24 protein-coding genes are annotated in these 21,313 nt (G+C 63.9%); 9 read left to right on the forward strand and 15 right to left on the reverse strand.

Annotated elements, in window-relative coordinates; all coding sequences use genetic code 11:
- Window positions 1–191: hypothetical protein (locus FHS79_RS18510; protein ID WP_207792200.1), on the forward strand; the 191-nt coding region annotated here is incomplete at its 5' end.
- On the forward strand, window positions 188–859 hold the full coding sequence (locus tag FHS79_RS03055; protein ID WP_184195210.1) for a hypothetical protein: 672 nt from the start codon (window positions 188–190) through the stop codon (window positions 857–859). The genes FHS79_RS18510 and FHS79_RS03055, both read left to right, overlap by 4 nt.
- A gap of 146 nt (window positions 860–1,005) precedes the next feature.
- On the opposite strand, the gene FHS79_RS03060 is transcribed toward FHS79_RS03055, so the two are convergent.
- Window positions 1,006–1,563 (reverse strand): hypothetical protein, encoded by a 558-nt coding sequence (locus FHS79_RS03060; protein ID WP_184195213.1) that lies wholly within the window; start codon window positions 1,561–1,563, stop codon window positions 1,006–1,008.
- 241 nt (window positions 1,564–1,804) lie between these two features.
- Window positions 1,805–2,770: a helix-turn-helix domain-containing protein gene (locus FHS79_RS03065; protein WP_184195216.1), complete on the reverse strand. Its 966-nt coding sequence runs from the start codon at window positions 2,768–2,770 to the stop codon at window positions 1,805–1,807.
- Window positions 2,771–2,944: 174 nt separating this feature from the next.
- Between FHS79_RS03065 and FHS79_RS03070 the strand changes: the two genes are divergently transcribed.
- From FHS79_RS03070 to FHS79_RS03080, 3 genes are all read left to right on the forward strand, one after another.
- Window positions 2,945–4,291, forward strand: a complete 1,347-nt coding sequence (locus FHS79_RS03070; RefSeq protein WP_184195219.1) for a serine hydrolase — start codon at window positions 2,945–2,947, stop codon at window positions 4,289–4,291.
- A gap of 130 nt (window positions 4,292–4,421) precedes the next feature.
- Entirely contained in the window at window positions 4,422–5,297 is an 876-nt protein-coding gene (locus FHS79_RS03075; protein WP_184195222.1) for a hypothetical protein, read from the forward strand.
- 19 nt (window positions 5,298–5,316) lie between these two features.
- The gene (locus FHS79_RS03080; RefSeq protein WP_184195225.1) at window positions 5,317–5,898 is read left to right on the forward strand and encodes a PEPxxWA-CTERM sorting domain-containing protein; all 582 of its coding nucleotides are present in this window, start codon (window positions 5,317–5,319) and stop codon (window positions 5,896–5,898) included.
- Here FHS79_RS03080 and FHS79_RS19400 read toward each other — a convergent pair.
- Entirely contained in the window at window positions 5,849–6,037 is a 189-nt protein-coding gene (locus FHS79_RS19400) for a helix-turn-helix domain-containing protein (protein ID WP_207792202.1), read from the reverse strand. The two genes, FHS79_RS03080 and FHS79_RS19400, sit on opposite strands and share 50 nt — an antisense overlap.
- 298 nt (window positions 6,038–6,335) lie before the next feature.
- Here FHS79_RS19400 and FHS79_RS03090 point away from each other — a divergent pair, with 298 nt between their 5' ends.
- Window positions 6,336–7,331, forward strand: coding sequence for a bifunctional helix-turn-helix transcriptional regulator/GNAT family N-acetyltransferase (locus tag FHS79_RS03090; RefSeq protein WP_341534407.1), 996 nt, complete (start codon window positions 6,336–6,338; stop codon window positions 7,329–7,331).
- 106 nt (window positions 7,332–7,437) lie between these two features.
- Here the strand turns inward: FHS79_RS03090 and FHS79_RS03095 are convergent, their stop codons facing one another.
- The 5 genes from FHS79_RS03095 to FHS79_RS03115 form a co-directional block, all read right to left on the reverse strand.
- The gene (locus FHS79_RS03095) at window positions 7,438–7,911 is read right to left on the reverse strand and encodes a DUF2141 domain-containing protein (RefSeq protein WP_184195231.1); all 474 of its coding nucleotides are present in this window, start codon (window positions 7,909–7,911) and stop codon (window positions 7,438–7,440) included.
- 17 nt (window positions 7,912–7,928) lie between these two features.
- Window positions 7,929–8,477 (reverse strand): hypothetical protein, encoded by a 549-nt coding sequence (locus FHS79_RS03100; protein WP_184195234.1) that lies wholly within the window; start codon window positions 8,475–8,477, stop codon window positions 7,929–7,931.
- A 128-nt stretch (window positions 8,478–8,605) separates the two neighbouring features.
- Window positions 8,606–9,493, reverse strand: a complete 888-nt coding sequence (locus FHS79_RS03105) for a helix-turn-helix domain-containing protein (RefSeq protein WP_184195237.1) — start codon at window positions 9,491–9,493, stop codon at window positions 8,606–8,608.
- A 252-nt stretch (window positions 9,494–9,745) separates the two neighbouring features.
- Entirely contained in the window at window positions 9,746–10,804 is a 1,059-nt protein-coding gene (locus tag FHS79_RS03110; RefSeq protein WP_184195239.1) for an LLM class flavin-dependent oxidoreductase, read from the reverse strand.
- Window positions 10,801–11,736 (reverse strand): aldo/keto reductase, encoded by a 936-nt coding sequence (locus FHS79_RS03115; RefSeq protein WP_184195243.1) that lies wholly within the window; start codon window positions 11,734–11,736, stop codon window positions 10,801–10,803. Before FHS79_RS03115 ends, FHS79_RS03110 begins: the two co-directional genes overlap by 4 nt.
- A 29-nt stretch (window positions 11,737–11,765) precedes the next feature.
- On the opposite strand from FHS79_RS03115, the gene FHS79_RS03120 reads away from it, so the two are divergent.
- Window positions 11,766–12,851: a Gfo/Idh/MocA family protein gene (locus FHS79_RS03120; RefSeq protein WP_184195246.1), complete on the forward strand. Its 1,086-nt coding sequence runs from the start codon at window positions 11,766–11,768 to the stop codon at window positions 12,849–12,851.
- 166 nt (window positions 12,852–13,017) lie between these two features.
- Window positions 13,018–15,342 (forward strand): TonB-dependent receptor, encoded by a 2,325-nt coding sequence (locus FHS79_RS03125; protein WP_184195249.1) that lies wholly within the window; start codon window positions 13,018–13,020, stop codon window positions 15,340–15,342.
- A 202-nt stretch (window positions 15,343–15,544) separates the two neighbouring features.
- On the opposite strand, the gene FHS79_RS03130 is transcribed toward FHS79_RS03125, so the two are convergent.
- Window positions 15,545–15,727, reverse strand: a complete 183-nt coding sequence (locus tag FHS79_RS03130; RefSeq protein WP_184195252.1) for a CsbD family protein — start codon at window positions 15,725–15,727, stop codon at window positions 15,545–15,547.
- Between the two features lie 64 nt (window positions 15,728–15,791).
- Window positions 15,792–16,184, reverse strand: a complete 393-nt coding sequence (locus FHS79_RS03135; protein ID WP_184195255.1) for a metallopeptidase family protein — start codon at window positions 16,182–16,184, stop codon at window positions 15,792–15,794.
- Between the two features lie 43 nt (window positions 16,185–16,227).
- Between FHS79_RS03135 and FHS79_RS03140 the strand changes: the two genes are divergently transcribed.
- Window positions 16,228–16,512, forward strand: coding sequence for a 4a-hydroxytetrahydrobiopterin dehydratase (locus FHS79_RS03140; protein ID WP_184195258.1), 285 nt, complete (start codon window positions 16,228–16,230; stop codon window positions 16,510–16,512).
- Between the two features lie 4 nt (window positions 16,513–16,516).
- Here FHS79_RS03140 and FHS79_RS03145 read toward each other — a convergent pair whose 3' ends face one another.
- The 5 genes from FHS79_RS03145 to FHS79_RS03165 all read right to left on the reverse strand — a co-directional run bounded on the left by FHS79_RS03145 (window position 16,517) and on the right by FHS79_RS03165 (window position 21,272).
- Window positions 16,517–16,699, reverse strand: coding sequence for a YegP family protein (locus tag FHS79_RS03145; RefSeq protein WP_184195261.1), 183 nt, complete (start codon window positions 16,697–16,699; stop codon window positions 16,517–16,519).
- Between the two features lie 154 nt (window positions 16,700–16,853).
- Window positions 16,854–17,633, reverse strand: coding sequence for an SDR family NAD(P)-dependent oxidoreductase (locus FHS79_RS03150; RefSeq protein WP_184195265.1), 780 nt, complete (start codon window positions 17,631–17,633; stop codon window positions 16,854–16,856).
- Between the two features lie 75 nt (window positions 17,634–17,708).
- Window positions 17,709–18,614, reverse strand: coding sequence for a DMT family transporter (locus tag FHS79_RS03155; protein ID WP_184195268.1), 906 nt, complete (start codon window positions 18,612–18,614; stop codon window positions 17,709–17,711).
- 46 nt (window positions 18,615–18,660) lie between these two features.
- Window positions 18,661–20,544 (reverse strand): TonB-dependent receptor domain-containing protein, encoded by a 1,884-nt coding sequence (locus FHS79_RS03160; RefSeq protein WP_184195271.1) that lies wholly within the window; start codon window positions 20,542–20,544, stop codon window positions 18,661–18,663.
- Entirely contained in the window at window positions 20,541–21,272 is a 732-nt protein-coding gene (locus FHS79_RS03165; RefSeq protein ID WP_184195274.1) for a TVP38/TMEM64 family protein, read from the reverse strand. The genes FHS79_RS03160 and FHS79_RS03165 overlap by 4 nt, the downstream gene beginning before the upstream one ends.
- Between the last annotated feature and the right edge of the window lie 41 nt (window positions 21,273–21,313).

Genomic DNA, 21,313 nt, shown 5'->3' on the forward strand with positions numbered 1-21,313 from the left:
AAAGGGACAAGCCTAACCAATGGCCGGGTTTTACACCGCCCTCATCGACACGCCGCCGACGATCCAATGGCCTGGTTTGTCACCGCCGTGCACACCATCGCGAGATCGGCCAGATTGTCGGCATCGGTGAAAGCGCCGTCGGCACCCGGATCGACCGCATCAAGCAAAAGCTTCGAAAGGAACTGGCATGACGAAAGGACAGGCAATGGATCTGGACGAGCTGAAAGCTGCGATGGCAAGGCTTGGCGATCGAGAAGCCGGGCTTGCCTTTCCCGGCCAAGCGGCAGCCCGCATGGCGCGGCGCAGCATCATTACTCTTGTACATTGGCAAATCGCCCAGACCGTCGCTGGCATCCTTGTCACCCTGGCGGGCGGAACAATATGGGGCAGCCTGTTGGCGCAACCGGGGCTGTTGTTCGCCAGCGGGGTGCTCGTCAATCTCTACGGGGCAGCAATGATCGCGCTTGCTGTCGCCGGTCTGGCCCATGCCAGGGGGATCGACACAACTGCCCCCATCGTCGAGACCGAAGGTCACATGGCCCGCCTGCAGCGGATCAGGCTGCTATCGGGCTGGGTGCTGGGGGCGAGTTGGTGGGTGCTGTGGCTCCCGTTCTTGGCGGTGGCTGTCCGACTGCTATGGGGTGCAGACATACTGGCACCGATCGGCGTCAGCGCATGGCTCGTTACGACGCTGGCAAGCGGGGTCGTCGGATTGGCGGGCATGTGGGGGCTACGCCGCTGGGCGATCCGGAACGGCCGCGCGCGCCTTGCAGCGCGGTTGGATGACGTGATGACCGGTCGCACCTTTCGCGAGGTGCGCCAGCGTCTGGATGAGGTTGCTAGCTTCAAGGCCGGTTGAGTAACAGCTGGGTGGAATGGAACTGGTCTTTGTGTCCGTAGCGGGACCTGTCTGCGGTAAGGTACTGGGCTCTGGCCCTAACATCGCGAACAATCAAACCGACAGATTGTGCAAGCGCACGGCGAGCGCAGCAGCAAGTGGACGCCCTACTGCAACCGATCGCGCAGCTTAAGGAACGTCACCAGGCCGAAGACGGCGACCATGAACGACCAAAATGCCAGAGCAAATGCCGGCGGGAACAGACCATGCCTCCCTTGGAAAGCGTCGAACAGAAATTTCGCGCTCAACAACAGAAAGAAGATGATTGCCGGCCAGCTTTGCGTGGTCCTGGCTTGGCGCCAGACATCCGATCGAGGACGAGAACCCGTAACATACGGCCGATCTTTAACAGCCTTGGATGCTGCGACCGCTGGCCGTCTGAACCATGCAAAGAGGCCAAATATCCAAACAGCGGCAGGGCCGAACTTCGCCAAATTCGAGCTCTCATGACGTAGCAAGAAGATGCTCACGATAATAAAAACAAGGCCAAGCCCTACCGACACGCTCATCGGAGCTAATCCAGTGGCGCGCTTCCAGTCATTGACGAACCCCTCATGCTCCTCGACAGTGATGAGCTTAGCGCCCTTCCAGGGTGACGGGTAGTAAAGGTAGCCGCCCTCTGTTGGTGTGAACTGTTGGTCAAAATCACCGCGCAGTCTCGCCATCAAACTCGCTCCTAGACCATCCCTACTATCACGATACCTTACCCTTGTTGACCGATCAATCGCCGGGCCGCTGGGCACTTTGACGCTTGTCATACGGACTAGGTAATGCTGCGGCGCTGCGCGTCGCGATAGCTAGTGGATTGCCCGATCCATTTCCGTTCTGACACTTCGGTATGCTGGTTCTAACCTGGTCATGTCAGGCCAAGGGAACCCGGTTGTCCGAAACGGGAGCCTCCATGATCTAACGACGAAAACAACCCGGCGGTTCGCCAAATTTTCGGCGAAAGCAGCCATTGAAATAGGACAAATCGCCAAAGCCGCACGCCAGAGCAATATCGATGACGTACATCCCCGCGTGCGCCGGATCGCGGAGCATTCGAAAGGCCCGATCCAGACGCCGGTTCAACACATATTCCGTGAATGTCACGCCTTCACGTTCAAACATGCGCTGCACAGATCGCACCGAAATGCCGTGTCGGACAGCTACATGCTCGACTCCCAGTGCCTGCTCAGAAAGTGACTCATTTATGGTGCGTTTGATCGCCAGCATACGGGCGGCGCGGAGGCCGCCCCGCTGCGCCAACGTTGCCGTATCGCCTGTCGCGCCAAACAGCAGCGAAAGGAGATCAGCGAGATGGCGACCAACGCTTGCGGCAATCTGGGTATCGACTGCTGTCAGGTCAGTCGATTCAAGGAACCGAATATAGCCGAGCAGATAGCGCAGGGTCACACTGTCACCCGGCACGCGCTGCAGCACACAACCATCAGGATCGGCGACATTCATCAGCAGCAACGAGCGGTCTATGTGCAGGCAGAGGAAGTGCGATGCCTCTGGCGATGTCATCGACGCGGCTTCGGCAGACGTCACAAGGATTGGCTCGCCGGGCCCGCAAAGCACGTCCCGGCCGCGCTGCCGAACCATCGACCGGCCCGAATTGATGTGAAGACCGTAATCGCCGCGGCCATCCGCAAGCATGGCACGCGACCGGGTGAACCGGACCGGCGTATTGGTGGCCGAGAGCAGACAGACTCCCGGCAGAGGGCGAACGACGATATCCTGACGATACGGCTGTTCGCCGACAGGCTCCACATCGGCGCCGAACATGGTCGGCCCGAAAAAATCCCTCCACGCTGACACACGCTCGCGCTCGGGAAACGCATTCGAAGAGAATCTTGCCGGTCGATAGTCGGCGTCGGGTTTCTGCATGTTGAACCCCTCCGTCAATCTGGCGGAATGATCGCGGAAATTACCGGACAATCTTGTCGTCGAGAACCATATCCTGTCGCGAGTGCCCAAGAATAACCTTGCCCGGCGCGTTAGACAATCCAGCAGATACCAAGCGCAGATACCAGACCATGTTCTGGGGCAGCGGAAGCTTGGATGCCCGATCAGCCATCATTGGCTGACGGGGAAGAAGGGACCCGCGCCATGAGGCATGCCGTTCTGTCGATCTTGATGGCTGCATCATGTTCGGTTGCGCCATACCCTGCATCCGCGCTTGCCCAGGATCAGTCGTCCGGGCGTGTGGCGCCCCGGCGGGCATTGCCGGCTCAAGGCATTTCGGTGGCACCCTCTTTCGACCGCGCCGCGTTCGAAGCCAGCCTCAACGGCCAGCTTCAAGGCAAGGGCATGGGCTATGCATTCGTCCTGATGCAAGACGGCCGGATCATATCGGAAGGCGCTGGCGGTGCTGCGCGCGACAATCAGGATGGCTTCCTGCCGATGAAGACCTCGACGCCGGTCAATATCGGCAGCCTGTTCAAGTTCGTGGCTGGCGTCAGCATGCTGCACGCCATGGAGCAGCCGCCGTCCGGCGCCGGCTTCAGCGGCACCGATACCAACGCCAAGCTCGATACGCCCGTATCGCTGCTGCTGCCGGCGTTCTGGAAGACGGGGATGTCGCCACGAGCGGCAAAACTCACCTTCCGTGATTATTTGCAGCACCGCACCGGCTTCACCACCGACAATATGCTGAACGAGTTTCGAAAACCCGCGCCGCCGGGACCGCAGCGCGCGACGGTGTTCAACTATCAGAATCTCAACTTCCGCGTGATCGGCTTTGCGCTTGGGGCGTTCGTCGATCCGACATGGCTGTCGCAGATCAATCAGGACAGTGCCCGCACGACATCGAACGAAAACGACATGATCTACACGCGCCGCGCACTTGGCTCGTTCATGGACGAATACATCCGCAACACGGTGATGAAGAAAGTCCCCGGTGGTCCGGTGCCCAGTTGCGACGCGGCCAACGAATTCAAGACCACCGGCGCCTATGCCTATAAATCGAAGTCGGACACCGGACGCGGAATCATCACCAGCCGCAAGGCTGATGGCTCTGGTTGTGTCGGTTCAGGCGGTTACTGGATGTCAGCCCGCCATCTGGCGGCCTTTGCCTCAGCGGCCCTGAACGGGAACAGACTGCTCTCCGCCCAAGCCCAGAGCCTGATGTACGGAGCCAACAACGAGCCGGCCAATCGCATCGTGTGGACGAGCGCAAGACCGCGCAACTGGACCGCCGAACATTTCGGCGAACCCTATGTCGTCTGGTCGGGCGGGCGGCAGATTTATGAAGACACCGGCAACCAGATATCCGGCGGCGCGCTGCTTCGGCTGCCCGACAAACATGTCCTGGTCATCCTCCACAACTCGGCAGAACTGAATTCCGCCTCGCTCGAAGGCCAGGGCTATGCCGCCTTCATCGCCGGCAAGGCACCATATCTGGACTAGGCAGAATCCGCGTCAATCAGGAGATTGAGCAATGGTCGACAGGCAATGTTGGAAAGCAGCGACCGCATTGTGTTTCGGAGCGACCACAGTCTGTTGCGCTGCTGCAGCCCAGGCCCAGTCGGGCGTATCAGTGCGACAGGCGGACGTCGCGCGCGACGGGCGTGACATCGGTCTTACGCGCATCGTTGTCGATGGACGAAGTGCCATCCAGTACGACACGGTCATAAATCGAAATCTGGACATCTGGGCCGCAGTATCGGTGGATCGACTGCTCGACCGTCGCCAATATCACACAATCTACATTGGCAGCGAAGACACCGATCTTCAGTTCCCGAGGGAGTTTGGCACGCGGCGCTACAAGCTGACCATTCCCTACACCGATCCCCAGTCGCCGATGGTGGTGAACCAGGGCAACTCGCCGATCGCTCTGTGCAACGCCCGTCTGTCGGCACTTTCCGGCGCTGCGCGCCAGGCATTCTTGCAGCGCGGTGCCACGATCCCGGTGCCTCGGGCATATCGAATCAGGGCCGGGATATTGGGCGGTGGAAACGAACAGGTAGAGGCCCCTGTGACCGCGCATGTCGAATGCCGAGCTTTGGGACGTCCGCGCCCGCGAACGGAAACGTCCACCGCTGGCGCACCTTCCCGTCCCGGCCAACGCCGCGAACCGCCGGCACCCACAGCCACCCCTGACAGGCCAATGCGCGCCAACTCGCGAGCGGCAGACTTCGACATCCGTATCCGCCGCGTTGACCGCGATGGGCCCGGAGGTGCGACCCGCCTCTGGCTCTACAACGCCGGGCCGGACACCGCCCCTGCCTGCACCGTCACGGCCCGGGCGGGCTCTGCAGCAAGCTGGCAGACGGTCGCCACAACGGACGTGGCTGCCCGCCAGACGTTGGAGCTCGATGCGCCGATGCCGACGGGCGCCAACCTCAATTTCATCGTCGCCTGCATCGGAGAGCCCGAGAGCAAACTGGAGAACAACACGGCCGCATTGCCATGAAACCAAAGGAGAATTCTGTATGAAGATGATGTCTTTCGTTGCAGCATCGGCTCTTGCGCTCGCGTGCCCGCTGCACGCCACTGAGCTGGTCACCAACGGCAGTTTTGAAACCGGGAACTTCGGTGGCTGGACCGAGTTCGGCGTTTCCAATCAATCCTTCATCACCGACGACCTGCTGGGCGGCGGCCCGACCGACGGTACCCGTCACGCAGCGTTCGGTCCCGTTGCGGAGGAGGGCGGCATCCGGCAGATCCTCGAAACCGTCCCGGGTCAAACATATCGGTTGAGCTTCGACATTGCGAACCTGGGTGGTGGTTCCAATTTCTTCACCGCCGAATGGGATGGCGCCTTGTTCAGTTTTGGCTTTGCCCAGCCCGGCTTCGATTATTTGACTTCATCGGGGTTTGTGGTGGCCACGGGCAATTCCTCGCTGCTGAACTTCCGCTTCCGCCATGCCGAGAGCTTGTGGTTGCTGGACAATGTGTCGGTGAAATCGACAGCTGTCATCCCCGAACCGGCAAGCTGGGCGCTGCTTATCCTGGGTTTTGGCCTCATCGGGATCGCAAAGCGCAGGCAGACACCCCATGCCAGCAGTATGTAGCCGCCGCTGCGCTCACCCTCGATCGGCACGCCCGATGTACCAGCGTTTCGATGTCGCGGTAGATCGTGCGAAGCGAGACCTCCAGTCGCCCAGCAAGATCGCGGCCGAGGAGCAGCCCTTCGTGCTGGAAGAGCGGCATGGTCTCGAAGAGCCGGTCCGTCCGCCGTATCTACCCCAGCGCGAGCTCGACTTCGGAATGCGACATCTTCAAGCTTGGCCCGTAGGTGGCGCGCGTGAACGCCTAGGTGCGAGCGTCCTTGCCAATCGCTTCGGCGACCGCCTGTGCATCGTTCATGCTTTGCCACGCGATATGCTCAGTTCAGGCTCCATCGTTCGAGAGAGACAGCAGCGCACAAAGCCGGGCTGCGGACGGTCACCGGTCTTGACTCATAAACTCGTTTCCATATCATGGTATATAACAGGGTATGGAGATAGTCGTGAGAGACGTGATTGCAGACATGGGACCAGCGTTCCTTGGCAGTCGCCTCAAGCGACTGGCAGAGCGAATGCAGGCGGGTGCAACGACCGCCATTGCCAATGCCGGCGTGCCGCTCCAGCCTGCCCATATGGCAGTCCTCGCAGCGCTGCGGGTCGGGCCGATGAATGTCGGACAGCTTGCCGGGGTGATCGGGATCAGCCAGCCTGGCGTTACGCGCAGCGTCAGTCAGATGGCCAAGCTCGGCATTCTTGCTGATCTTCCGGCGTCCGATCAGCGCACGCGCCTTGTGGAGCTGACATCCAGAGGACGCGCCTTCGCCGAACTGGCGGTAACAGAGCTGTGGCCGCGGATCGGGATGGCGGCCGAAGAACTATTGGCAGATACGTCCCCATCTTTTCTGCTGCAGTTGGCCGCCATCGAAAGGGCGCTCGACCATGCATCCATCGCCCAGCGCGCAGAACGGGCACGCCCCGGTGGATTGCGGCTGCGCGAGTTCGACGATGCTTTGGCGGCGGTCTTCCATGACATCAATGTTGAATGGATCAGCGCCATGTTCACGCTGGAGGCGACTGATCAAGACGTTCTGGAAAATCCTCGTGAGAGGATCATCGACTCCGGTGGCGTAATTCTGTTCGTGGAGGCGCCTGGCCTGGGCATCGTCGGCACCTGCGCCTTGCAGAAAACCGGTCCCAGCAGCTTCGAATTGACCAAGATGGGGGTTCGTGAGGTCGCGCGCGGGCTGAAGGCGGGCGAGTTCCTTCTCGAAGCGGCTGTCGCGAGGGCTACGGCACTCCAAGCCGATCCTCTTTACCTGCTCACCAGCCGCAAATGCGCTGCGGCCATTCATCTCTACGAAAAACTTGGCTTTGCTCATGATACCGAGATCATGAACGACTATGGTTCACGGTATCAACGGTGCGATGTCGCCATGAAGTATATCGCAGAGGGGGCTCATCCAGAGGCCGAGGCATCGGACCCAGCAGAAGGTGCGTAACCTGCTGGCCCGGGATCACCTTGTCCGCAAGCCAAACTTGGGCGGATGCATCAGCGTTTGTGTCCGCAAGGCGACCATTCTGTTGCAAAGCAAAAGTTGATGAGGCTCATGGCTGCTGGAGGATCACCGAGAGTGTAACAGGCCGGTTTCCGACCGGAAACTGTGCCGCCTCGAACTTGGGCGGGCCAAGCCTTGCCTTTGGGTTGTTGCTTGCTCCGATGCTCTCGCGGGGGAGGAAACCGAACCGCATATCCAACTTTCTGTTGGCATTGGCGTCGTGGAAGACCGAGACGGCAGCCGGCCCTGCCGGCACGTCGCTGAACACACATGTCGCTGTCCCTTCCTTGATCGGAACGGAGATGCGGTAAGCGGCTCGCTCCGGCTTGCTGGGAAAGCCGGCTGAGCTTCGGAAAAGGGCGCATGTCACTTCGCCGGCCGCCGACGTCATCCCCGTCGCGTTGATCTGGACGCTCGTTCCGGCGGCGAGGGCTGCTGCAGGCGTGGTCGCCAGGATCATGGCAAGCACTTGGGCAGCCAGTCCAGGGGCAGTCGATTTGGTCATCACGATGTTCTCCAGCAACGGATTTTCCGGTCTGACTAGCGGGCCGTCACGTCTGCTGTGAGGCGACGGTTCTGATAGAGTCGAAATCGAAAGGCTGCATTCTCCGTCCAGTATTCGAGATCTTGCGAGAGGGTCGAGCCATCACCCAGATCGACGAGCTGATGCTCATAGATGCGTCCTCGGTGGCAGAACGCCGACTGGAGCGTTCGGCGCAGTTCTTCGTCTTCCCTGTCCTGGCCGAGCCGGACGACACGGTCGGCAAAGATGTCCGATGTAAGCGGCCCACGGTTCGAGCTGCCAACGATGGTGAAGCGTCCATTTCCAGTGCTGGCCACATTGAATTCGCTGATCTCAAATGCGCCTTCGCCAACAAAGGTCTCATAGAGCGAATTTAGCGTCGACAGACCCCTGTTGCCGAAGGTGATCTGCACAAGCGAATAGCGGGCTTTGAACGACGGACATGCGCCGTCGGCAGCAAAAGGCCCCTGCGTCACAGTCACAAATGGCGATCGAAATGCGGTAAAGGCCAGCGCACCGACAGCGGCAAGCACAACCAGTGCGAATGCTGCAGGCTTTTTCTTCATTCGAGCTTCCTTCGCACTCACATCATCGAGGCAGCGATATACTGGAAGACGCCAATAACGGCTTGAACGCAGTTTCAGAGGCGAACGGCTTTGGGCGCGTACCGGTCAGTGCGCCGACGGCTTGCCGTTCAACGGCCGCCCGGCCGAGCCTTGTCGGCGGACGTTTGTGTTCGCATGAACCGCTTTGCCCATCGCGACGGCGCCAGTCCATATTGATCGCGAAACGTCCGGCTCAGATGCGCGGTATCGGCAAAGCCGGCTTCGTGCGCAGCGTGCAGGACGGAACTGCCATTGGCCAGTGCTCGCGTGGCATGGGCAAGCCTCACCTGCTTGCGATAGGCTTCGGGGGTGATGCGGTGATAGGCTTTGAACTGCCTACTGAGTTCTGTGGGCCGCAGTCCGACGGCTTCGGATATGGAGGCGATGGTGATGGCGTGCCCTTCGCTCTGCCTCAGCATCGCGGCCGCGCGCAGGACGGGCGTATAGCCCGCCAGCGTCGGGCGGTTCGGGCCGAACATGGTGCCTACATGGTCCAGAACAGCGTCCAGAACCGGCGCCTCCTCCAGCCTAGTCGAGCCTCCATCAAGGAGATGGGCTGCAAGACCGATAAGCAGCGATGCCAGATGTTCCGGGGCATTGGCCGATGCAGCGCCAATCCTTGCCAGATCGATCCGTGCAAGCGAAACGCGGTGAGCCGGAATGAAAACGGTCAGGAAATCCGAACCCAGCAAGTTTTCGCCGCGGTGGGCAAAGCCGGCGTCGATCCACATGCACTGACCACGGCGGACCTCGAACGCGCCTCCGGCAAATTCGACCTCACAGCCCCCGTCGCCCCACGCAAGGGACATGCTGGCGTGCGGCGGCACGATCGACCAGGTGGCGACGTCTGCAAGCCGCCGGCCGACCATCACCCAACAGCCGCTGTCGGCGGAAGCGCCATAATGCCTGCCTTGCGGAAGCTGCAAAAGCTTTGCGAGAGCGGCGCTCTCCTCCGGACCGGGCGCTTGAACCTGCATCCCATCGTTCTGGCTGGTGCTTCGCTACACGACAAGGTGCAGCTTGGCTTGGCTACACGGCAACGTGGCTCTTGTGTCCGCAAGGGGACCAGCTGCAGACAGGAAGGCGTTGTAGTCGCCACTCGACCACGCCGGCCCCCTTAAGCGCTCCCATTCCCTATTCACCTGAAAATGCAATCGGAGCCAGCCGCAACGTCTCAAATCAGGCGGCCGTGATCAATCGTGCAGCTCGCGCACGCGCGTGACAGCGATTTATATCACGAGTGGCCCATGCGTCATGCGCGGCAGCACATGTCGGGCGAAGAGATCGGCTTCGGCGGCATGGGGATAGCCCGAGAGGATGAACGCCTCCATGCCCATCGCCTGATAGGCCTGCAGCTTGGCGAGCACCTGATCGGGATCGCCGACGATGGCGGCGCCACAGCCGGAGCGGGCGCGGCCGATGCCGGTCCAGAGATTGTCCTCGACATAGCCGTCGCTGGTATTTTCGCGCAGCTCGGCCTGGCGCTTGACGCCGACCGACTGCGAATCGAGCGATTTGGCGCGGATGGCATCGCCGGTGGCGGCATCGAGCTTGGAAAGCAGCCGGTCGGCAGCGGTCCGTGCCTCGGCCTCGGTCTCGCGCACCACGACATGGACGCGGTAGCCGAAGCGGAGCGTCCGGCCATGCGCGGCGGCGCGGGCCTTCATGTCGTCGACGATCGCCTGCACTGCCGGCATGGTGTCGGGCCACATGAGGTAGACATCGGCGGCGCGGGCGGCGGCTTCGCGCGCATCGGGCGACAGGCCGCCGAAATAGAGCGGCGGGCATTTGCCGGACATGGTGGTGACGCCAGGGGGATCGAGCTTGAGCTTGTAGTGCTCGCCCTGGTGATCGAGTGGCTCGCCGTTGAGGATCGTTTTCAGGATCTGCATCACCTCGACGGTGCGGGCGTAGCGCGGGGCCGAGGCCATGGTTTCGCCGGGCATGTCGGACGAGATGATGTTGACGGTCAGCCGACCCTGAAGAATGCGATCGAGCGTGGCGATCTGGCGGGCGAGCTGCGGTGGCCAGGTTTCTCCAACGCGGACGGCCATGAGCAGGCGGATGCGGCTGGTGAGCGCTGCGATGGCGCCGGCGAAGATGGTGGTGTCGATGCCGAGCGCATAGCCGGAGGGCAGCAGGATATTGTCGAAGCCGCCCTTTTCGGCCGCGAGAACGATGTTGCGGCAATGCTCGAAGCTCGACTTGAGCGCCGGATCGGGTTGCCCGAGAAACTCGTAATCATCGTCGCACAGCGCTGAAAACCAGCTGACTTCGCAGGCGCTCATGGCAGGTTTTCTCCCTTGGAAGCGACGAGGACGCCATACCATTCGGCGCGCGTCCAGCGCACCTTGAAGGCGTCTGCCGCTTCCGCGATGCGCGCCGGGTTCTGGCTGCCGATGATGGGGATGGGTCGCGTGGGGTGCGCCATGATCCAGGCATAGGCCGCTGCCTGCACGCTGACGCCATAGGCATTGGCCTGCGCCTGCAAGGCGGCAATTACCCGCTCGGTGCGCGGGTCCTGCGCCTGCATGCGGCCGGGGCGGGGGTCACCACTGCCCAGGCGGCCTTGCCCGAGCGGCGACCAGGCCATGACGGCATGGCCGGCTTCTAGTGCGAGATCGAACGTGCCGTCTTCGAGTGGGGCGAGGGCCAGTGCGGAAAACTCGGGCTGGGTGGAGACGATGCCACTTTCCAGATGCGCGGCCAGCGCCCTTGTCTGTGCAGGGGTGTGATTGGAAACGCCGATGGCGCCGATCTTGCCTTCCGCCACCATCGCATCGAGCACCACGGCGGTCTCCGCTGGATGGGCGAGCATGTCGGGCCGGTGAATCTGCCACAGATCGATGCGCTCGACGCCGAGGCGGGTGAGCGACGCCTCGACCGCTTGGCGCAGATAGACGGGCGAGCTGTCATAGGGCACGCCCATGCAGATGCCGCCCTTGCTCGCGAGCACCATCGCATCGCGCAACTGCGGCGCTTCGGCGAGCACGCGGCCGAGCAGCACTTCGGAAGCGCCGAAGGGCTCGTCATTGTCAGGGCCGTAGATATCGGCGGTATCGAGGAAGGTGATGCCGGCGGCGAGTGCGGCTTCGACGAGGCGGCGCGCCGCGCTCACATCATCGCCGGCGAAGCGCCACATGCCCCAGGCCAGCGGCGAAACCATGAGGGGGGACTTGCCGAGCGGGCGAAGTTCGGGCGAAAGCGCGATATCTGTCATCCCCTGCCCTTACTCCGGAGACTCCGACAATGAAAAGCACCGATCACATCCGCTGGGGCATCGTGGGCGCGGGCATGATGGGGCGCGAGCACATCGCCAACATCGCATTGCAGCCGAACGCCAGCATCACCGCCCTGGCCGATCCGGTGGCGAGCTCGATCGAGAGCAGCCGCTCCGCCATCGGCGCAGATGTGCCAGCCTTTGCCGATGCTGCAGCCCTGGCCGCTTCGGGGCTTTGCGACGCCGTGGTGATCGCCAGCCCCAACTTCACCCACCGCGATGTGCTGGCGCCGCTGATGGACGCGCGGCTGCACATCTTGTGCGAAAAGCCGCTGGCGACCACGATCGTTGATGCGCGGGCGCTGGCGGTGGCGGCGGCGGGCTATGACCGGGTGTTCTGGACCGGCATGGAATATCGCTTCATGCCGCCGGTGACCGAGTTCGTGGCCCAGGTGCATGGCGGTGCGGTCGGCGCGCTGAAGATGCTGTCGATCCGCGAGCATCGCTTTCCGTTTCTGGTCAAGGTGGGCGACTGGAACCGGTTTTCGGCAAACACCGGCGGCACGATGGTGGAGAAATGCTGCCATTTCTTCGATCTGATGCGGCTGATCGTGGGGGCCGAGCCGGTGCGGGTGCATTGCTCGGGCGCCATGGACGTCAACCACCGCGACGAGCTCTATGATGGCCGGGTGCCCGACATCATCGACAACAGTTTTACGACCGTGGACTTTGCGAATGGCGTACGGGCGATGCTCGATCTCTGCATGTTCGCGGATGGCGCCGAGCAGCAGGAGGATATCTCTGCGACCGGTGACGAAGCGCGGCTCGATGTGCATATTCCGGCGGGCGAGATCGTACATTCCCCGCGTGTAGGTTTCCGCAACGCCAAGCAGGTGACGCGGCGGCATGTCGAGACCGACCCGGCCGCCCTCGCGGCGGGCGATCATCATGGCGCGAGCTTCCACCAGCATGCGGCCTTTGCCGCGGCGGTGCGCGGCGAGGGTCCGGTGATCGTGTCCGCCGACGATGGCCTGCGCGCGGTGGCGATCGGACTGGCTGCCGAGATGAGTGCCCGCGAGCACCGGATGGTGGAGATGCGCGAACTGGGGCTCTAGGCCATTTGCGCCAAAAGGCGTTGCGCCCGGGCAACACAGTCACGGCAACGCAACAAAGCCCCGTTGACGCGCCACAAGAAACGGTTTCTTGCGGCAACAACGGACCGTCGCGACAAGGCGGCGCAGTCCGATAGCCCGAAACCGGGCCGTTTTCAGGGGAGCCATCATGATTCGCACGACGCTTTTGGCCACGGCCGCCTTGTTCATCAGCCTGCCCGCATTCGCGCAGGAGGTGGCACAGGCGGACGAGGATTCGATGGAGATTGTCGTCACCGCGCAGAAGCGCACCGAGCGCCTGCAGGATGTGCCGGTCGCGGTGTCGGTGGTCGGCGGCGCGCAGCTTGAGCGGCTTGGCGCGCAGAGCCTCGAAAATGCCCAGTATCTCGTGCCCGCGCTCAACTTCCGGAAGTCGGGCACCGCGATCAACCAGTCGCTCTATCTGCGCGGCGTCGGCACGGCGACCTTCTCGATCGCCGGCGAGCCTTCGGTCTCGACCGTGCTCGATGGCGTGGTGCTGAGCCGCGCCGGTGAAGCCTTCACCGATCTGGTCGACATCGAGCGGATCGAAGTGCTGCGCGGACCGCAGGGCACGCTGTTCGGCAAGAATGCTTCGGCGGGTGTGGTCAACATCGTCACCCGCCGGCCCGGCACCGAGCTCGGCGGCTTTGCCGAGGGCGGTTTCTTCTTCAACAACGGCAACGAGTATCGCGTGCGCGCCGGCATCGATGTGCCGATCGGCGAGAATGTTCGCACCCGGCTGCTGGGCTTTTATTCGGATTACGAGGGCAACATCTTCAACGATGCGCCGGGCGTGAACCGCCGCGTGAACGGCTGGCAGCGCTACGGCTTCCGTGCGGTCGTCGATGCGGATGTTTCGGACACCGTGACCGCGACGATCATTGCCGACTGGCGCCGTGCGAATGACGATTGCTGCGCCGAAGTGATCGGCACCCAGCCGACGGGCGTTGCGGCGCTGGCGCTGGCAGGCATCAACTTCCAGGGCGACGAGACGCGAACCGTTCGCCACAATCTCGTCACCCGCACCGAGGAGGAGAGCTGGGGCCTTTCGGCACAGATCAATGCCGAGCTGGGCAGCCACACCGTCACCAGCATCACCGCCTATCGCAACTACAAGAACCGCGAGATCCGCGAGGGCGATTGGATTGCCCAGCCGATCGCGGGCGTGCCGCAGCTGCACGACGATGGTCCGCAGACCGGCCATACCTTCACGCAGGAATTGCGGCTGACGTCACCGGCGGATTACGCGGTGAACTATGTGCTCGGTGCCTTTTATTATCACGCCGTGACTGACCGCACCTTCACCCGCAACGTGATCCAGTGCGGTGCGGCCCCCACCCCGCTGGCGATCGTGCCCTGCGGCTCGGCCGGTGCGGAACCCAGCACCTTCCCGTCCGGCTCGGCCGATTTCGGTTCGGTGTTCGACAATGTCGCGGTGTTCGGCCAGGCGAACTGGAACATCACCGACTCGATCCGGCTGATCGGTGGCGCGCGCTACACGATCGACAATCTGTCGGTCGATCACATCCGCCGATCGCCACTCACAGGCCCCGGCATTGCCGCCAACTTCGACCAGGGCGTGTTCAATTCGGTGGCGCCGGGGCTGATCAACGGCACTCCGGCGGCGTCGAACGGCGTGCCGTTCCGGACGCAGACCTCGGATACCGATCTCTCCGGCAAGCTCGGGGTACAGGCCGATCTTTCGAACGATACGATGGCCTATGCGACGTGGTCGCGCGGCTACAAGGGCCCGGCGTACAACATCTTCTTCAATCTCAGCGCTTCGGGCACCAACGTGATCGACTCAGAAACGGTGAATGCCTATGAAGTGGGCTTGAAGAATAGCCTGTTCGACGGTCGCTTGATTGTGAACATTGCGGGCTTCTATGCCAAGTACAAGAACTTCCAGGCGAACAATCCCGATCTGATCGAGGGCGTGGTTGTGACGCGCTTCACCAATGCCGGCGATGTGAGCACCCGCGGCGCCGAGGTGGATTTCGCCATCCGCCCGGTGCGGGACTTCAACATCAATGGTGCGGTGGCCTATACCGATGCCCGCGTTGACCAGTTCAACGCACCGCCGGGGGCGACGGTGGTGCCGGCCGGCACGCCACTCGGCTATGCGCCGAAATGGCGTGCGTCGTTGGGCATGGATTACACCGTGCGCACCGGCGGCTTTGCCGATGTCCAGGTGGCGCTGCAGGGCAGCACCCAATCGAGCCAGCTTTCGCTGTTCGACGCCAATCCGGTGGTGCGCGCACAGGGCACGATCGGGGCCTACAGCCTGCTCAACGGAACGATTGCGTTGCTGGGGGAGGAGGACAAGTGGAAGCTGAGCTTTGTTGCCAACAACATCCTCGACAAGAGCTTTGCGGCGGCGATCACCAATGGCGGGCCGGGAGGGGCGCTGCGCTACCTCATCCCGCGTGAAGCGGACCGGTATTTCGGGCTGACGGCGCGGGTGAATTTCTAGGCGCAGCGCGGGACAGAATAGCAAAGCCGTTTTCGGACCCGCGAGATCTCGGCTAGCGATGCGGACAGGTTCGCTGGCCCGACGCGTCTTACGTCAACCGGGGCCTTGCTTCCTTGCCCTACAAACCAGACGCAAAACGGCCCGGCCCCCTTCAAGAAGGGCCGGGCCGTCGTCTCATCCGGTTGCCCGGATCAGATTCGTGTCAGATCTTGTCGCCGAGCGCACCCTTGACCGAGCCGCTGGCCTTCTGGGCATCGCCCTTGGCCTGCTGTGCCTTGCCTTCGGTCTGAAGGCTCGCGTTGTCGGTTGCGTCGCCAGCAATATCCTTGGCCTTGCCGGCAATGTTGTTGCCGACGCCCTTGGCCTTGTCCTTGAATTCACCCATGGGAACTCTCCTCTGGTTGTTGATGCTACCTGACACCAACAGCGGTTCGGCGATTTGGTTCCTTTTAGATGGCGGCAGCCTCGATCGCATCCATGTCGTCGTCGCTCAGCCCGAAATGATGGCCGACCTCATGCACGAGCACATGGGTGACGAGCGCTTCGAGACTGTTCTCGCCGACGCACCATTCAGCGAGCAGCGGCTGGCGATAGAGGAAGATCATGTCCGGCATGGCGCCGCTGGGCACATCGCCCTTCATGCCGACATGGCGGCCCGAATAGAGGCCGAGCAGCTCCCATTCGCTTTCGCATTCCATTTCCGCCATCACCTCGGCATCAGGAAAATCGTCGATGCGGAGAACGACGCCATCAAGATGGTTGCGGAAGGTGGTCGGCAGGCGCGCAATGGCTTGCCGGGCAAGGCTCTCGATGTCATCGAGCGAGGGAGGCATGGTTTCCATGTCACATCGATAGCCGCGGCCACGCCGCAAGGCGAGGGCCGAAGTGATCCAGAAACTCGACGAGACCGAAATCCTGGCCGGGCTGGCGCAGCTGCAAGGCTGGTCACAGGTGGGCGACGGGATCGAGAAAGACTGGAAATTCAAGAATTTCGTGGCCGCTTTCGGCTTCATGAGCCGCGTTGCCCTGCTTGCTGAAAAGGCCGACCATCACCCCGAATGGTCTAATGTCTATGGCAAGGTGCACATCAGGCTGACGACGCACGATGCAGGCGGCCTTTCTGAGCGTGACCTGGCGCTCGCCGGCGCGATCGACGCGCTGGCGAGCTGAACTGTCAGGCGGCGCTGTTGTCTTCGGTCGGCGCGGCGGGGCCGTTCTTCTTGATCGATTCGATGGCGTTGACGGCGGACGACTTGGACGCATAGCCCTGTGTCGAGAACATCACTTCGCTGTTGTAGCTGAACCGGACCCGGTATTCACCGGCCTTGTCCTTGTAGATCTCGAACTTGTGCGCCATCGCGTGTCTCCCCCGTTTGCGGCTCATCGGCCGGGGACCAATTTGGCCGGGGGGGTCGCCGGGTGTCAATGGCCCTCTGGTTGCGAGGCAGCGCTGGGCGCGGCAAAGCCGCGCCCTCGTCGGACGAGGTCAGCGCGCAGGTGCGCTTGCTGCGTTATCGCGGAGCCATCCGGATTGCCCCGTCGATCCGCACATCCTCGCCGTTGAAATAGCTGTTCCGGCACATCTCAAGCGCCAGCGACGCATACTCCGCCGGATTGCCGAGGCGCTTGGGGAACGGCACCGAGGCGGCGAGCGCATCCTTCACATTCTGCGGGGCGCCGTTCATCAGCGGCGTGTTGAAAATGCCGGGCAGGATGCAGTTGACGCGGATGCCCTCGCTCATCAGGTCGCGCGCGATCGGCAGGGTCATGCCGACGACGCCGCCCTTGGAGGCGCTATAGGCCGCCTGCCCCATCTGGCCGTCCTCGGCCGCCACGCTGGCGGTATTGACGATCGCACCGCGCTCGCCATCCTCCATCGGCGGCAGCGTGAGCATGCCCGCAGCCGACTTGGCGATGCAGCGGAAGGTGCCGATCAGGTTGATCTGGATGAGCATGGTGAAGGCATCAAGCGGGAAGTGGCGGATCTCGCCTGTCTCCTTGGCGCGGCTGGCGGTCTTGATCGCATTGCCGGTGCCGGCACAGTTGATGAGAATGCGCTCCTGGCCGTTGGCCGCGCGCGCCTTGGCAAAGCCGGCATCAACCGAATCGTCCGAGGTTACGTTCACATGGCAGAACACGCCGCCGATGTCCGCGGCGACCGCCTCGCCCTTTTCGGCGTTCATGTCGAAGATCGCGACCTTGACGCCTTCGGCCGCAAGTGCCCGCGCCGTCGCTTCACCCAGCCCCGAAGCGCCGCCCGTGACCACAGCACTCAATCCATCAAGCTTCATCGTGTCTCTCCCAAATCCGGTTCGCCAGCCTTGCCCCGCCGGGAGCGGCCTCGCAACCGGGCAAGATGGAGAGGCTCAGCTGTCCCGCACCGGCAGGCTGGCGGCGCGGGCATCGCGCGCGACCTTGGCTTCTCGCAGCGCCAGATAGATGGTGCTGGCGAGGATGATGGCGCCGCCACCCAGCGTGAGCAGATCGTAACGTTCCCCGAACAGCATCACGCCGGCGAGGGTGACAAGCGCGAAGCGGACGAAATCGAAGGGCAGCACGGCGGAGGCTTCGGCGAGCGAGAAGGCCTTGCTGACGCTGAGCTGGCCGATTGCGGCCATGACGCCGATGCCGGCGAGGAGCGGCCAGACCTCGCGCGGCGGCCATACCCAGACGAACGCCGCGACGATGAGGCTCGGGATGACGAGCAGGATGAACGACCAGGCCGCCACCGCGCGGCTGTCATCCTTGCCGACGAGCTGGCGGATCGCCACCACCGAAAAGGCGGTGCTGATCGCCGAAATGACCGCGGCCACCACGCCGGCCGAGAGCGGCACGGCACCCGGCCGCACGACGATGAGCATGCCGCAGAAGCCGGCCGCAAGCGCTGCCACCCGGCGGATCCGGATGCGCTCGCCGAGGAACAGCACCGCCCCGATGGTGGCGAACAGCGGTGCGGTGTAATTGATGCTGAGTGCTGTCGCGAGCGGCGCATTGGCCACGGCATAGAAAGTGCCCATGGTGGCGATGAAGCCCGAGGTGGCGCGGCGGACGTGCACGCGCCAGCGGGTGAGCTGGAGCAGCCCCGGGGTGCGCAACAGCATCGGCAGCAGTACGATGAGGCCGAGCGCATTGCGGAAGAACACGATCTCGAACGCATGCAGCGACGCCGACGCATAGCGGATCATCACCCACATCGATGCGAAGGCCACGCAGGAGGTGACCATCCATACCGCTGCCTGGGTGCCTGCGGGGCGGGATGCGATGCTTGCCATGCGCCGGAGGTAGCGGGCGGCGCCGGACGTGGGAAGGGCCGCTCGCTCAGAAGGTCCTGGTGATGCGGATGCGGCCGCGGCGGGCGGGGCCGGGAAAGCCGATGGCATCGGCGAAATCGGCATCGAGGGCATTATCGAGGGTGAGGATGATGCGCGTGCCGATGTGCGGCTGCCATTCGGCGGAAAGGGCGAGCAGGCCATAGGCATCGAGCGCCTGCACCCCGGTGGGAACCGAGGCATCGAAGCGCGTGTCGGTCACGTCGTAGCGCGCGCTCAGCGCCAGCGTGGCATGGGGCCGCCAGGAGAAAGCGCCGCCGAAGCGCCAGGCGGGACGGTTGAGCAGCGGTGTGCCACCGGCGGCATCGCGGGTGTCGGCATATTGCACGCTGAGCGACAGATCGGCGGTGCGGCCGAGCGGCTGGGCGAGGCTGGCGACGGCGCCGGTGGTGAGCACGCGGGCGCGGTTGACCAGCCGGGGTGCGGGGTCGGCGACGAAATCGATAAGATCGGTGTAGCGATTGTGGAAAACGCTGAGCGCAAGTCGCTGGCGGTTCGACGGTGACCAGACGAGGCCGGCTTCGGCGCTGCGGCCCGATTCAGCGCGCAGCGCCGGATTGCCGACGAAAGGATTACCGAGCGCGTAGAAGCTCGGCGCCTTGAAGCTGGTGCCGGCACCGACGCTCAGGGCAAGGTCGGATTCAGCCGGCTGCAGCTGCGCGCCGAGCCGGCCAGTGAGGCGGGGGGCAAAGCCATCGATGGCATCCAGCCTGGCGGCGGCGCCAACGGAAAACGGCCCGCGGGACCGGGCGGCCTCGGCAAAGGCCGCATAGCTGGTGCGCGCGGCGCGAAAGCTGGTGGGAACGGGAAAACCGAAATCGAGGCTACCATCGCTGCTGCCGCGCTCATGGCCGATCTCGGTGCCCAGCACGAGCCGGGCGGCGGGACCGCCGACGCCGAGGACGAGCTGGCCGAGGGCGCGCCGATAGCGCGACACATCCTCGCCCGCCGGCACGCCGAACGGATCGAGTGCCGAGCCGGCGACGCCGGGGCTGTTGCTGGTGTCCCGCCGATCGAGCCAGGAGGCGGAGGCGTCGAGGCTGAGGGCATCGGCCTCGACGAGGCGGAGCGTGCCGCCGGCCAGCCATTCGCGGGCAGTGCGGCGCTCGGTCGAGCGGCGGGTGGCGAAGGCGGGGCCGCCGCTGTTGTCGGGAAATTGCCGCGACACGACGTCGTTGAAGCGGAGCAGCAGCCTGTCGGGCCGGGCGGGATCGCGCGATGCCACCTTGGCGGTGAGGGTGACCATCTCGAAAGCAGCGCCGGGCGAGGCCTCGCCATCATCGGCGTATTCGGCGGTGATGGCGGCGCCGGCGCCGGTGGAAATGGGGCCGCGCCAGCCCAGCACGCCGCCCAGATCGCCGCGCGTGCCGGCACCGGCGGTGGCGGTGAGGCGGGGCACATCGGTGCCGCCGGCGACGACGAGATTGACCGCACCGGCGAGCGAGCCCGAGCCGAGGACGCTCGACAACGGCCCGGCAGCGATCTCGACCCGGGCAATTCCGGCGGTGCCGAGTTCGGAGAGGTTGACCGCACCGCCGCGCGAGCTGGTGGCGTTGTTGAGCGGGATGCCGTCGAGGAGAACGGTGGTGAAGTTGGGATCGGCACCGCGCAGGAACAGCGCGCCGAAGCCGCTGCGGCCGCCGGGCTGCTGGACATAGACTTCGGGAAGCCGGGCGAGCGCGTCGGCGAGGCTGTCGCTTGTGGCGAGATCGGCGGGGGTGAGTGTCGTGATGGCGATAGATGCAGCATCGAGCCGGCTGGCGGTGACGATGATCGGCAGCTGTGCGGCGGCCTGGGCGAAAGCCGGCCCCGCTGAAAGCACGAGCCCAGCCGCGGCGCCGAGCGCGAATATGAGCGGATGCGCAGGACTCACTCGGGGCGGCGTGCGAAACGCGTCCAGAAGGCCCAGGCCAGCGCTGGAATGGCGACAAGGCCGGTGAAGACCATGACGAAGGAGCCGCTGCCGGCAGCAGCCGCGCCGAGGCCGGCATAGGCAAGTGCGACGATGACATTGGCAGCGGCGGTGGCGAGCAGGAACAGCCGCAGATCGAGCCGGGCGGCGCCGGCGGCGATGACACTCGCTTCGGCCAGTACCGGCACGCCGCGCGCAAGGACCAGCGCCAGCGGGCCGAACCGGCCGAACGCCCGTTGCAAGGCAGCGACCTGCGCTCCTCCGACGACACGGCCGGCGAGGCGGCGCCCGGGGCGGGCGCCGAGCCAATAGCCGAGGAGGCAGCCCGCCATAAGCCCGGCCCAGAGCACCACAGCTCCGCGTGCGAAGCCGAGCACGCCGCCGGCGAAGACGCCGACGATGCTCGATGGCACCGGCAGCACGATATCGGCCGCGAGCAGTGCGATGATGGCGGCAGCGGCGGTGGCGGGGCGAGCGCGGACCGATTCCAGCCACGCGGCGCCCGAGGTGGTGACAAGGCCTTCCAACGCGAGGTATGGCAAGAGGATCGCCGCGACGAGGCCGGCGGCGAGCAGCAGCCAACCGCGCCGGGGGGACAGGCGGGGAGAAGGCCGGGGGGCGGGAGCGGACTGGCCGGGCATCATTGGTTCGGGGAGGTCACTCTGCTCATGGTCGTTATCACGCGTCATCGGATGCCGCCTGCTTGGCTTGCGCCACGTTACGCGGCTGC

Source organism: Polymorphobacter multimanifer (genome assembly GCF_014205635.1).
GTDB classification, from domain to species: Bacteria; Pseudomonadota; Alphaproteobacteria; order Sphingomonadales; family Sphingomonadaceae; genus Sandarakinorhabdus; species Sandarakinorhabdus multimanifer.